Below are 12,914 nucleotides of genomic sequence, written 5' to 3' on the forward strand. Positions count from 1 at the left end.
GGGTGACATTCCTCCCGGCTTTTTGAATCCTTAGAAAACACCATGAGATCCAAGTGAAATTGTATTAGGATTGCATCTTTTTAATTTCTAACCGAAAGTAATCAGCTTCGACTCGATTAAGACCGTGTTGAAACCAAACTTTTCAGCAATAAACCTCAGGGTTTCTGGTGTGTAAAAAAAGACATGGGTGGGATCATTAGTATACCACCAGTCCTTAAACTCACTTTTGTCGATGTCATCCTTTAAAACACTGGTTTTGCAAAAAAGCTTGCCTGAAGTTCTGAGTAAATTTCTTAGCCTAGAGAATTCTTCTTTGGGCTGAAAAAAATGTTCCATGACTTCACAGCAAATGATAAAATCGTAAGTTTTAGTCAGGGGATTTTTATCAGGGTGAAAAAACGGATCGTATAAGGCAATGTCTTTAAATCCGTTCTCCTCGAGGACCACCGAGGCTACAGGTCCGGTGCCACAGCCATAATCGAGTCCATCTGCAGTTTTTGGGAATTGCGCTTCTACCGCCTCGGTAATCGGTTGGACGAAGGTTTGATACCGGGGATCTTCCACATCGTTGTTATGTTCTTCGTATCGGGACTTTTCTGATGCTAAATCGACGTGTTTGTCGGGGTGAAGAAAAACGGCATGGCAGGTAAAACACTTGTAGTAATCTCTTCCTTTTTTACCTATCGAACAAAAATAATCCGCTATACTTTCGCATAGCGGACATGGATGATTCAATTCTGGTTTTTGAATGTTCACTAAAGTTCTTTTATCTTTTTCAATTTGGTTTTCCACATCTCAAGATCATCTTTCAACTTATCCATGGTCTTGTAAACGTCTTTCACCAGTGGATTATCGCGGTCTGCATCCGAGAAAAACTGAAGATTATTCTCCAGCTGCTGCAACTCTGCTTTGGTTTCGTCTATTTTCTTTCTTAAGAAAGTCTGTTCCTTATAAATGCGTTGAGTATCGTCGGCTTCTTCCAGGTTTTGAAGTCTGTTCTGGTACTTCATCAGTTCAGCATCTGTCTTGCTGATGTCGATTTGTTTGAAGATCTGATCCAAAGCCCGGTTGAATTTATTTTCAACATAGCGTTTGTTGGCAGGAACTATGCCTGCAGCATTCCATTTTGAAATATAAGACTTCACCAGTTTGATGGTGCTTTCCTGGTCCTCTCCAATTTTTTCGTCTTTGAGTTTTTGGATAAGTTCTCTTTTCTGATTGAAAGCTTTCATCTCTTCGTTGCTCTCATCGTTTTTGCTGGCGTGAAATCTGTCAAAATAATGATTGCAGGCTGCTTTGAATTGCTTCCAGATTTTGTCGGAATCCTTTCTGGGCACATGGCCTATTTTCTTCCAGTCGTTTTGGATTTTTTTCATAAGGGGTGTGGTAGTTTTGAAATCCTCACTGTCCTTATGTTCTTCAGCAATTTTTATAAGCTCTTTTTTCTTTTCAAGATTGGCATATTGCTCAGCTTTTAATTCCTTATAAAAATCATTTTTATTTTTATTGAATTCCCGTGTTGCTTTTCTGAAGGCGTCCCAGGTCTGATCCTGTTTTTGTCTCGGCACACTTCCAGCTCTGAAAAACAGATCCCGAAGTTTATTCACATGTTTGATGCGTTCCTGGGCATCTTTGTGCTGGGTGATTTTGCTTTCAGTCAGTTTTTCAATTTGCTCTATGATGTCGAGTTTTACTTTCAGATGCTCCTCGCGTTTCTCATCCAGTTTCTCGAAATAAGCCTGACGCTTATCATGAATCAGTTTGGTTGCTTCACTGAATTTCTCCCAGATTTCATCTCTAAACTCTCTGGCGACTGGACCCAGCTCTTCTTTCCACATTTTGTGAAGCAACTGAAGCTCTCGAAATGCTCTATTGATATCTTCTTCCTGAGCCAGCTCCTCGGCACGATTTATAATTTTGAGTTTTTGGTCCAAGTTGTATTTGAAATCCATGTCTCTGAATTCACGATCCAAATGCAGAAAATCGTAAAAGCGTTCAACGTGGTGGTGGTAATTGTTCCAGACGGTAGTGTAATCGGTTTTGGGAACAGAACCCGCATTTTTCCAGCGTTCCTGAAGTTCTTTGAATTGTTTAAAACTAGTATTCATACTCTCGCCAGAGCCGATCATGTTTTTTAGCTCCTCAATAATTCCAAGTCTCGTTTTTAGATTGGTGTTGAGGTTCTTCTTAAGCTGAGAATAGTAGTGATCTCTCTTTTCACGATAATCAAAATAGATGGTGTTGAAGTTTTTCTTTACAGGGGAGGAGTAGTGAAAATCTATAATATTACCGCCTTCAGCAATAAATTCTTCCTTTTTTTCCTCGATGACGTCATTAAATTTCTTGTCGAACTCAATTTTGATATTATTGACATGATCCTTAATGGATTGAACCTTTTCTTTTTTCACGAGGCTTTCCAGCTCAAGCACAAGCTCATCCAGAGACATGGCGTGATAATCCTTCATTTCTATCTCATGTCTTCTTGCCACATCCTGATCTTCGCTGTCTTCTGCATTTGCCTCATCCACATCCTGATCCTTGGATTTTTGATCCTCATCCTCGGATTTCCCTTCAGTCTCATCTGATGCTTCTTCCGTTTTTGAAGTTTTAGAACGTTCTGCAGTCGATTTGGAATCCTCTTTTGACTGATCTTCTTCCGAACCTGCCTCTCCAGGATCCTCAGTTGGGTTTGCTTCAGGAGCATCGGATGCCTCTTCCTTTTCAGGCGTTTTGGCAGAGGTGTCTTCAGTGGAATCAGCGACGTCCTCGCTTTTCTTTTCTTCTTCTGATTTCGTTTCGGCTTCTTTTGATGCGTTTTGATCTTTAGAAGTTTCAGCAGACGAATCTTCAGTTGGTTTCGAGACGTTTTCTTCGTTTATATCCTTAGGATCTTTCTGTTCTGACATGTCTTTCAATGTTAAGGTTCTTAAATTCGTTGAAATATAACAACTACCAAGTTACCTCACAAAAAAATGATTGAATTTCCTTGACGAATCAGTCCTTTAAACTGTTAACTCAACTTTAACGACATCCGATTAAACTCAATTTATTTGTTGAAGTCCTAGTAATGAACTTTAAACAAAAAAGCAGTGTATAAAAAGATATTGATCATACTTGCGTTTCTTCCTGTTGTAGGATTTGCACAGAAATATGAGTTAAGCGGAAAAGTAATAGACAAGACTATGGATTATCCCTTGGAATATGCCTCTATTTCAGCAAAAAGTATGGAGGATGGAGCCATAGTAAACGGAGGGGTCACCAATCGTAAGGGTGAATTCTCTATTATGTTGGAAAAAGGAACCTACAATCTTGAGATAGAATACATTTCGTTTGAAGTCAGGGAAATCAATAATTTCACTATTACCGAAGATACCGATCTGGGAATCATTCAACTTGGCGCCAAAGCAGATAGTCTGGATGAAGTTACTGTGGTTGCTGAAACAACTCAGGTAGAAGTCCGGCTGGATAAAAAGATCTATAATGTGGGAAAAGACCTAACGACCTCCGGTGGTACCGTAAGTGATGCATTAGGGAATGTACCCTCTGTAACTGTAGATATAGATGGAGCCATCAGTTTACGGGGAAACTCGAATGTAAGAATTCTTATTAACGGTAAACCCTCCTCCATCGCAGGTTTTGGAGATCAGGATGTATTTCAGCAGCTTCCGGCCAATGCCATTGAATCTGTGGAAGTCATCACCAGCCCTTCAGCCAGATACGATGCTGAGGGTACTGCGGGTATCATCAATATTATCTTGAAAAGAGAAAAGACTTTAGGATTTAATGGTTCCATACGAGGGACTCTTGGAGATCCTAAAAATTCCGGCGCTTTTGCAGATTTAAATTTGAGAACAGATAATTTTAATGTCTTTACAAGTCTTGGCTTTACCGACAGAGTAAGTCCCGGGAATTCATTTTCTGATGTCAGATATACAGGCAATTCTAATTTTGATAGAATTATAGAAAACAGAGAGTTTGACAGAACCGGTCAAAACTTCAATTTGAATGCTGGTGTAGAATATTTCATTGATGACATGTCTTCCATTACGGCCAGTTTTTTTACCAGACTTGGCGATGATAGAGACGTCTCAACCAATATCAACAGAAGATTTGATGACGGTGTAGAGAATAGTACTACCGAAAGAATAGAAGAAGAGCTGGAAGAGGATGAGCGTTATCAATATGCATTGAACTACGAGAAAAGGTTTGACAAAGACAATAGGGATCACAAACTTACAGCTGACTTACAATATTCCAACTCTGATGAAACCAAAACCGCTATTATCAATGAAAATCAAACCATTCCAGTAGATTCACTGGTTGCTTTCCAGGATAATCTTGAAACAGAATTTGAAGAGGGTTTTCTTATTCAGGCAGATTACGTCCTGCCTATAGGAGACGCTCAGTTTGAAGCAGGATTTCGAGGGGATTATGAAGACCAGACACAAGGATTCCTGGTTCAAAGAAGAAATCTTGAAACCGGAGAACTTGTTACAGATGAGTTCGTTTCCAGTGATTTTAATTTTACGCAGAATGTGACTGCCGTGTACACGCAGTTTGGTGATAAGATGGGTAAGTTTTCTTACCTCTTAGGTTTAAGGTATGAAAACACACAACTGAAAGGGAACACCATACCGCTGGTTCCTGAAAATTTTGACAGAAGCTTTGATTTTGATAAGAATTTTGATGGTCTTTTTCCAACCGTTAATTTGGTTTACGAACTTGGAGAGGATGAAAATGTGACTTTAGGATATAACCGAAGAATTAACAGACCCAGAAGCTGGTATTTAAATCCGTTTCCATCCCAATCCAGTAGAATTAATGTCTTTCAGGGTAATCCGGATCTGAATCCCTCATTCGCCAATGCCTTTGATTTAGGCTATTTGAAACGTTGGGAAAAACTGACGTTAACAAGTTCCGCGTATTTTCAAAGAGAATCGGATGCTTTTGAGCGTGTTGAAAGAGATACAGGAAGGCTTACTGAAGAAGATGGTATTCCTATCATTGAAAATATTCCCATTAACCTTTCCACCGAAGAGCGTTATGGCGCCGAAGTAGGGGTCTTATACAATCCGGTGAAATGGTTAAGAACAAATTTAAGTTTCAATTACTTTAAATTTAAAACAGAAGGAAGTTTTGAAGGTATAAGTTACGGAGCTACTAATGAAAGTTATTTTGGCAGATTCAGTTCCAATATCATTCTTCCCGGTAAAATCCAGTGGCAGACCAATGCGTTTTACCGAGGGCCAAGACAAAATGCTCAAACAGAAACCGATCCTATTGCTTCAGTCGATTTGGGTTTTAGCAAAGATTTTTTGAAAGAAGAAAATTTGACGGTATCCTTGAATATCAGAGATTTATTCAACTCCAGGAAACGGGATCAATTTACAGTGACAGAAAATTTCACTTCTACCACGTCGTCACAGTGGAGAGTGAGACAAATTACAGCTACTGTAGTGTACAGGTTTAACCAGCAAAAGAAAGACCAGAGAAGAGGTGGTGACGAAGATTACGATGAAGGCGAGTTCTAGTATCTGAGGATATATCACAAACAGAAAAGGCAGGAAATGAATTCCTGCCTTTTCTGTTTTTATAAAAAAATATGTTTGACTTAGTCGTCTTTCTTCTTCTTTTTACCCTCTTTGATTTCTTTCAATCGTTCCATTAAAGAACCTCCAATCCAGTAAGGAATGATGGCCGTTAAAAATATCATTAACCAAAACCCGATAGTTAAGATGAGTAGAAAAAGTAAAAACCCTAAATATTGATCAAATTCGAACATCAGAATAATTTTTGTTTCGACAAAGATAAATAAACATTGAATTACAGGCTCATGTTTTTAAAAATAATTGTTCTGAAATTGTGTTTTAGAATCAACTCCATGTAATATTTATTAAATTTGACAAACAAAAAAATCATACCATGTCTTACAGAATAGAGAAAGATACCATAGGCGAAGTTCAGGTGCCCTCCGATAAATTATGGGCTGCTCAAACCGAGCGTTCCCGGAATAATTTCAAAATTGGTCCCCAGGCTTCCATGCCTTTGGAAATAATTTATGGCTTTGCTTATTTGAAAAAAGCAGCGGCTTATACCAATGCCGAATTGGGCGTTCTTGAAGAAGAAAAAAGAGATCTTATCGCCAAGGTTTGTGATGAGATTCTGGAAGGTCAGCACGATGATCAGTTTCCGCTGGTCATCTGGCAGACAGGTTCCGGAACGCAGAGCAATATGAATGTGAACGAGGTGATTTCCAATAGAATTCACCAGTTACAGGGACATGAGCTAGGGAAAGGCGATAAATTTGTGTCTCCAAACGATGATGTGAATAAATCTCAGTCTTCCAACGACACCTTCCCAACCGGCATGCATATTGCGATTTATAAGAAAATAGTCGACGTTACTATTCCAGGCGTTTCTCAATTGAGAGATCAGCTGCAAAAAAAGGCTGAAGACTTTAAAGAGGTTGTAAAAATCGGGAGAACGCATTTCATGGACGCTACGCCCTTAACCCTCGGACAAGAATTCAGCGGCTACGTCTCCCAGCTTAATCATGGTCTGAAGGCTTTGGAAAATACCCTGCCTCACCTGCAGGAACTCGCACTTGGAGGAACAGCTGTTGGAACCGGCCTTAATACTCCGGAAGGCTATGCTGAGAAGGTGGCGAAGTATATCGCAGATTTCACCAATTTGCCTTTTGTTTCCGCAGAAAATAAATTTGAAGCACTGGCGGCTCACGACTCCTTGGTAGAAACCCATGGTGCATTGAAACAACTTGCGGTATCGCTTAATAAAATAGGAAACGATATTAGAATGCTGTCATCTGGTCCGCGAAGTGGCATAGGGGAAATCAGCATTCCAGCCAACGAGCCAGGATCTTCAATCATGCCAGGGAAAGTCAATCCTACCCAGTGTGAAGCCCTGACCATGGTTTGTGCTCAGGTAATGGGTAATGATGTTGCCGTAGGCGTAGGAGGTATGCAGGGTCAGTTTGAGCTTAACGTTTTCAAACCTGTGATGGCTGCCAATGTCTTGCAGTCGGCCCAGTTAATCGGGGATGCCTGTGTGTCATTTGATGAAAATTGTGCGGCAGGAATTGAACCAAACCAGGAGCGAATCAATGAGTTAGTCAATAATTCCTTGATGCTGGTCACAGCCCTTAATACCAAAATCGGCTATTACAAAGCCGCAGAAATCGCTAATAAAGCCCATGAAAATGGGACCACTTTAAAAGAAGAAGCGGTTAATCTGGGATATACCACCGCAGAAGAATTCGATAAGTGGGTAGATCCAAAAGCGATGACGAATTCTTAAGTGCATGGTTTGGGGTATCGTCCTTTAATCAAAAAAACGGGTTTGAAAATTATTTCAAACCCGTTTTTTATTTTGAATATCCCCTTAGGATTGCTTCTGCCGAAAAGCCTTCTAGGTTTCCATACCGATGAATGCAGACATTTACAGGTAAGGCTTTAAGCACCCCTTCCAGGCCTTCATAATAATGAATGCCTTTTTTTAATGTTACGGTCTCATCCGGTCTGTTGGCAGGAGTATGGCTTTCCGGAATGATAAGCAGAACGCTTAAATCTGTATATGTAGCCAGCCAGTCTTTTAGAATAGAATCCACACTGGTCATCAATTCTTTGGTGAACGGTGGATCTAAACACCAGTGGCCTGGATTTTGGGGTTTATCGAGATTAAAAAAACTGCCGGCACTGCCAAAGATTTCATCTGTATCCTTAAAAAGACTGTAAAACTTAGCCTCTGGTTTACCGAGTACTCTGGCATTGAATGGAGAAGCAAAGCCTTCATTTCTTATGCCCCAGTCATAAAACAGGTCATAAACCTCTTGGGGTGGACCAATGTGCCGCGTTTCAGCATAAATCGAAGCATACCTCAAAGCAGATCTTAACACGGCATTTGCGGCTGTTTCTTCATCCGTTTTTGACCTGACAAAATTGAAAGCTTTGTCGATATACTGGTTTCGTTCAAGTTTGAAATCCCCAGCCTCAAATGCATCTGAACTGACTTTTACAATTTCAGGGCCAGTGACACTTTCAGTAGTATTGCTGAAGGTATTTTTGATTAACCTAAGACAATCCTCAGCTTCTTCGGGGTTCAAACGTAAGTCAGCGTAACCGAAGCCTGAAGTAATGGTATCCGTATCGGTCTTCATAAATAAATCCGCACCGGAAGTCTGGTGAGTGAACAGCAGATTCATCAGCGTGTTTTCAAGTCCGGCTTTTACCTGAGAACGCTTAGCTTTGGAGGAAAGGCTAGCAAAAATTTCATGGAGAATCTTCCGGCTTAAGGCCCAGTGTTTATATTCAGTAAGGACTTCTGAGGTAACTGTATAGGATTTCATGAATTTTGCTTTTGTGAGAGCCTCAAAACTATAAAGATCTTCAGTGGGAAGACTTTGAATAAATCTTAAAGAATTCCTTTAATCTTTTCCGGAGGTCTTCCAATGGCAGCCTTCTGACCGTTCACTACTATTGGCCGTTCTATCAGTTTGGGATACGCATGAAGAGCGTCGAGGACCTCTGAATCGCTCAGGGACCTGCCTTTGAAATTCTCTTTCCAGATTTTTTCCTGTGTTCTTACAAGTTCTACTGGAGAGATTTTCAGTTTATCGAGGATGGATTTAAGTTCTTCCTTGGCAGGAGCGTCATCCAGATATTTGATGATTTCAAAATCTTGTCCTGAATCCTCGAGAATAGCTAAGCCTTCTCTGGATTTTTTACATCGCGGGTTGTGGTATATTTTAATCATAAGCTATCGGTATCTTTTTTCTGTCCGCTACTCATGAGGAAGGTTTTCAAAAAGGAATCGATATGACCATTCATCACATCATCTACATTTCCACTTTCATGTCCTGTCCTCACATCCTTCACGAGTTTATAGGGGTGCATCACATAATTTCGAATTTGCGATCCCCATTCTATGCTTTTCTTTTCAGATTCAATTTCATTTCTGGCGGCCTGTTGCTTTTTCAGCTCAATTTCATAGAGTTGAGATTTCAGCATCTTCATGGCTTTTTCTCTGTTTTCCAGCTGAGATCGCGTCTCAGAATTATGGATCACAATACCACTGGGATGGTGAGTAAGAATCGCCTTGGTTTCAACTTTATTTACATTTTGACCTCCGGCACCCCCAGATCGGGCAAAATCCCAGTTGATGTCTGAAGGATTTATATCGATTTCTATGGTATCATCTACCAAAGGATAAACATAGACCGAAGCGAAAGAGGTGTGCCGTTTGGCATTACTGTCAAAAGGGGAAATTCTCACCAGGCGATGAACACCGTTTTCACCTTTCAGCCATCCAAAAGCATAATCGCCTTCTATTTCTAAAGTCACTGTTTTGATTCCTGCAACGTCACCAGACTGGTGGTTGAGTTCTCTTACTTTGAAACCTTTGCGCTCGGCCCACATCACATACATTCTCATGAGCATTTCTGCCCAGTCACAACTTTCAGTACCTCCGGCACCTGCTGTAATTTGTAATATGGCGGTTAAAGGATCGCTTTCCTCGGAGAGCATGTTTTTGAATTCCAGATCTTCGATCAGCTCCAAAGCTTCATCGTGTTTGCTCTGGATTTCTTCTTCTGAAATATCTCCATCCTCGTAAAATTCAAACAAAACGTTCAGGTCCTCTACTTTTTGTCTGGCTTCATCAAAGCTTTTGATCCATTGCTTTTCATCGTTGATGGCCTGCATCAATTTTTGAGCTTCCTGGGGTCTATCCCAGAAATCTGGCGCAAATGTTTTTTCTTCTTCGTTGGCAACTTTGATGCGTTTGGCATCTAAGTCAAAGATATTGGTTTAGGGAAGTGATACGCTTGTTGATGGTTTTGATGGACTCGGCATTAATCATAACTGAAATTTTGTCAAATTTAAAAATTATCCATTGCGTCATCAATCTAATTATGTTTATTTTCGAATAAAAAGTCCTTTGCTGATTTTAATCAGCAAAATCTACACCTGCACGAGTGTTTCATTCAGGCGGGTATAACACCAAAGCACGCTAAACCTACATACATGAAAATTGATTTAAGAAGTGATACCGTAACCAAGCCTACTAAAGACATGCTGGAATACATGATGTCTGCCGAGGTAGGCGATGATGTTTATAAAGAAGACCCGTCTGTCAACCAGCTCGAGACCTATCTGGCCGATTTATTTGGTATGGATGCCGCCCTTTATTTCCCGACGGGTTCCATGTCCAATCAGGCGGCCATCAAACTGCACACGCAACCTGGAGAACAACTCATCTGTGATAAATGGGCGCATGTGTATAATTATGAAGGGGGTGGTGTCTCTTTCAACAGTGGAGTCTCCTGTAAACTGGTAGATGGCGATAAAGGTAAAATCACCGCCGATCTTGTGGAAGAAGCTATCAACCCGCCAGATTTCTACCACAGCCCGTTAACGTCACTGGTTTGTCTGGAAAACACGACCAATAAAGGTGGGGGAGCCTGTTACGACTTGGAAACCATTCGGTCCATCAGAGCGGTATGCGATAAGCATGGTTTGGGTCTGCACCTGGATGGTGCCCGACTTTATAACGCTATTGTGGCCAATAATCATGATCCCAAAGACTTTGGAAAAGAATTTGACACCATATCCCTTTGTTTATCCAAAGGACTGGGGGCACCCATGGGAACGGTTTTGATGGGGAATGACGACCTTATGAAACAGGCTATGCGAGTTCGTAAAGTGCTGGGAGGTGGTATGCGACAGGTGGGCTATATGGCCGCTGGAGCTTATTACGCCTTGCACAATCACGTGGATAGATTGAAAGTGGATCATGAAAGAGCCAGGGATATCGAACAGGCATTAACCAATCATTCCCTGATTAAAGCGGTGGATCACGTCGAGACAAATATTGTTATTTTTTACCTTCAGCCTCACCTCGATGAAATCAAATTCATGAGGAACCTGGAAGAAAAAGGCATCAGAATCAGCAATATGGGAAATGGTAAAATGCGCCTGGTAACGCATTTAGACTATGACGAAAATCAGCACGAATACTTCCTGAAAACGTTAAAGTCCCTTTAGAATCATAGTTTGGGGCTTACCCCTCCCCAATGCTTTGGGGAGGGGTCGGGCTTTACGTTGCAATGCTTCAGCCCAAAAGCATAAAACTAAAAAGTCCGGCTTGCTTCTTTGGGCGCTAGCCGGACTTAAGTTTTATAAGCTTTTAGTCTTGCAGGATTTTCACTTCAATCCCTAAGCCAAGGCTAATGCTGTTGAGAATTTTAGTTATTCTTATTGTAATCTGCCAAAAATTTCTCCAAACCACTATCGGTTAAAGGGTGTTTCAACAGCCCTTCGATTGAGGATAACGGACCTGTCATAACGTCGGCACCTATTTTTGCGCAGTCAATAATGTGCATGGTATGTCTTATAGAAGCTGCTAAAATTTGAGTTTCGAACATATAGTTGTCATACACCAGTCTGATCTCTTCGATGAGGTTAAGACCGTCTGTAGAAATATCGTCCAAACGTCCGATGAAAGGAGATACGTAAGTGGCGCCTGCTTTGGCAGCCAGTAAAGCCTGACCTACAGAAAACACCAAGGTACAGTTGGTTCTGATTCCTTTTTCTGAAAAGTATTTGATAGCTTTTATACCTTCTTTGATCATAGGAACTTTTACAACAATTTGATCGTGAAGTTTAGCCAGGGCTTCCCCTTCTTTAACGATGCCCTCAAAATCGGTCGAAATGACTTCGGCACTCACATCGCCGTCTACTATTTCACAGATTTTGATGTAGTGATTTTTAATATTTTCCTCCCCGGTGATGCCTTCTTTAGCCATCAACGAAGGATTGGTGGTTACGCCATCTAGAATACCAAGATCCTGAGCTTCTTTGATCTGGTCGATATTTGCTGTGTCGATAAAAAATTTCATAAGTATATGTTTTGATTACAAATTTACAGTTTATAGTGTTTAAGCAGCAGTTTTTCAAAAACTTTATCAGGTAGAATGTGTTTCAGGAAAACGGATATCTTTTGAGTAAAATCTCCAACCTTATAATGAATTTTAGGATTGGACTTTTGCATGATGGCATGTACGCTTTTGGCCATCAGGTTTGGATCCTTACCCTGATTAACATGTTCATTCATCAGTTTCAAACTTCTTTCATAAACGGCCTTGTAAGGAGAGTTTTCCTGAACTGGGGCATGAAATCTTCCTGCAGCGATGTTGGTGGCAAAATCTCCTGGCGCCACATTAGTCATTTTGATGCCAAAGGCTTTTAGTTCCATGCGGTAGGCTTCCGTAGTTAATTCCAAAGCGCCTTTGGAGGCAGAATAAAAGCCTCGAAACGGCAAGCCCATATGGCCTGCAATAGAAGTGATATTGATGATAAAGCCTGATTGTCTGGACCTCATGTGAGGCAAAACGGTGTTGATCACTTTAAGCGGTCCAAAGTAATTGGTTTCGAAAATCTTTCTTTGTTCCACGTCCGGGATTTCCTCAAGGGGTCCCGTGATTCCAACGCCTGCATTATTGATGAGGAAATTGATTTGGCCTTCTTTTGCAATGAGTGTTTCAACGGCTGTTTTTATGCTTTCCTGCTGAGTTACATCGAGCTGAAGAAAATGAATGCCATTGAGCTCCTTGTGTTTTGGAGTTCTGCTGGTTCCATAAACTTTGTAATTGAATCTGGCGAGATATTCACCGATAGATTTTCCAATTCCTGAGGAAGCTCCGGTAATCAAAACGACGTTTTGCATTGAGGGTTGAATTTTGGCAAATATCCAACTTATAGGCTTAAGAAAAAAATGGAGGGAAAGGTTGGGAAATAAAAAAGGGCAAGCGACCTACATCACACCGCTACGACCATCTACCCTTGCTACGTTCCCGTCCTGGGGGAATTCGACAGGAGCTGGTTGTGTAGGACTTGCCCGAC

Annotated in this window: 11 protein-coding genes and 1 other RNA gene; 3 read left to right on the plus strand and 9 right to left on the minus strand. The window is 40.9% G+C overall.

All coding sequences use genetic code 11. The features are described 5' to 3' along the window. Positions 1 to 87: 87 nt before the first annotated feature. Both G3567_RS03220 and G3567_RS03225 read right to left on the minus strand, forming a co-directional pair. Positions 88 to 756: a class I SAM-dependent methyltransferase gene (locus tag G3567_RS03220; protein WP_317164155.1), complete on the minus strand. Its 669-nt coding sequence runs from the start codon at positions 754 to 756 to the stop codon at positions 88 to 90. After that, complete coding sequence (locus G3567_RS03225; protein WP_164003892.1) at positions 756 to 2,906, minus strand: DUF349 domain-containing protein; 2,151 nt, start codon at positions 2,904 to 2,906, stop codon at positions 756 to 758. Before G3567_RS03225 ends, G3567_RS03220 begins: the two co-directional genes overlap by 1 nt. Positions 2,907 to 3,089: 183 nt before the next feature. Between G3567_RS03225 and G3567_RS03230 the strand changes: the two genes are divergently transcribed. Further along, positions 3,090 to 5,531 carry a TonB-dependent receptor domain-containing protein gene (locus tag G3567_RS03230; protein ID WP_317164156.1) on the plus strand — a complete coding sequence of 814 codons (2,442 nt, stop codon included), beginning with the start codon at positions 3,090 to 3,092 and terminating at the stop codon, positions 5,529 to 5,531. A gap of 80 nt (positions 5,532 to 5,611) precedes the next feature. On the opposite strand, the gene G3567_RS13315 is transcribed toward G3567_RS03230, so the two are convergent. Further along, positions 5,612 to 5,782 carry a hypothetical protein gene (locus G3567_RS13315; protein WP_093369584.1) on the minus strand — a complete coding sequence of 57 codons (171 nt, stop codon included), beginning with the start codon at positions 5,780 to 5,782 and terminating at the stop codon, positions 5,612 to 5,614. Between the two features lie 140 nt (positions 5,783 to 5,922). Between G3567_RS13315 and fumC the strand changes: the two genes are divergently transcribed. Then, positions 5,923 to 7,314 carry a class II fumarate hydratase gene (gene fumC, locus G3567_RS03235; protein ID WP_164003893.1) on the plus strand — a complete coding sequence of 464 codons (1,392 nt, stop codon included), beginning with the start codon at positions 5,923 to 5,925 and terminating at the stop codon, positions 7,312 to 7,314. Positions 7,315 to 7,381: 67 nt separating this feature from the next. Here the strand turns inward: fumC and G3567_RS03240 are convergent, their stop codons facing one another. The 3 genes from G3567_RS03240 to prfB all read right to left on the minus strand — a co-directional run bounded on the left by G3567_RS03240 (position 7,382) and on the right by prfB (position 9,873). Then, positions 7,382 to 8,362 (minus strand): PCIF1 family methyltransferase, encoded by a 981-nt coding sequence (locus G3567_RS03240; RefSeq protein ID WP_164003894.1) that lies wholly within the window; start codon positions 8,360 to 8,362, stop codon positions 7,382 to 7,384. A 65-nt stretch (positions 8,363 to 8,427) separates the two neighbouring features. Continuing rightward, positions 8,428 to 8,769, minus strand: coding sequence for an arsenate reductase (glutaredoxin) (gene arsC / locus G3567_RS03245; protein WP_164003895.1), 342 nt, complete (start codon positions 8,767 to 8,769; stop codon positions 8,428 to 8,430). Continuing rightward, a protein-coding gene (gene prfB, locus G3567_RS03250) for a peptide chain release factor 2 (RefSeq protein WP_164003896.1) occupies positions 8,766 to 9,873 on the minus strand; the annotation gives its coding sequence in 2 pieces (ribosomal slippage) (positions 8,766 to 9,809 and positions 9,811 to 9,873; 1,107 coding nt in all). Before prfB ends, arsC begins: the two co-directional genes overlap by 4 nt. A 164-nt stretch (positions 9,874 to 10,037) precedes the next feature. Between prfB and G3567_RS03255 the strand changes: the two genes are divergently transcribed. Then, positions 10,038 to 11,057 carry a threonine aldolase family protein gene (locus G3567_RS03255; protein WP_164003897.1) on the plus strand — a complete coding sequence of 340 codons (1,020 nt, stop codon included), beginning with the start codon at positions 10,038 to 10,040 and terminating at the stop codon, positions 11,055 to 11,057. Positions 11,058 to 11,257: 200 nt separating this feature from the next. Here the strand turns inward: G3567_RS03255 and fsa are convergent, their stop codons facing one another. The 3 genes from fsa to ffs all read right to left on the minus strand — a co-directional run bounded on the left by fsa (position 11,258) and on the right by ffs (position 12,911). Further along, a complete protein-coding gene (gene fsa / locus G3567_RS03260; RefSeq protein WP_164003898.1) occupies positions 11,258 to 11,911 on the minus strand; it encodes a fructose-6-phosphate aldolase in 654 nt (217 codons plus the stop codon). A gap of 23 nt (positions 11,912 to 11,934) precedes the next feature. Further along, positions 11,935 to 12,738, minus strand: coding sequence for an SDR family oxidoreductase (locus G3567_RS03265; RefSeq protein ID WP_164003899.1), 804 nt, complete (start codon positions 12,736 to 12,738; stop codon positions 11,935 to 11,937). A gap of 73 nt (positions 12,739 to 12,811) precedes the next feature. After that, positions 12,812 to 12,911, minus strand: an RNA gene (ffs, locus tag G3567_RS03270) — signal recognition particle sRNA small type. Positions 12,912 to 12,914: the final 3 nt, after the last annotated feature.

This window comes from Psychroflexus aurantiacus (genome assembly GCF_010820555.1).
Classification (GTDB): Bacteria; Bacteroidota; Bacteroidia; order Flavobacteriales; family Flavobacteriaceae; genus Psychroflexus; species Psychroflexus aurantiacus.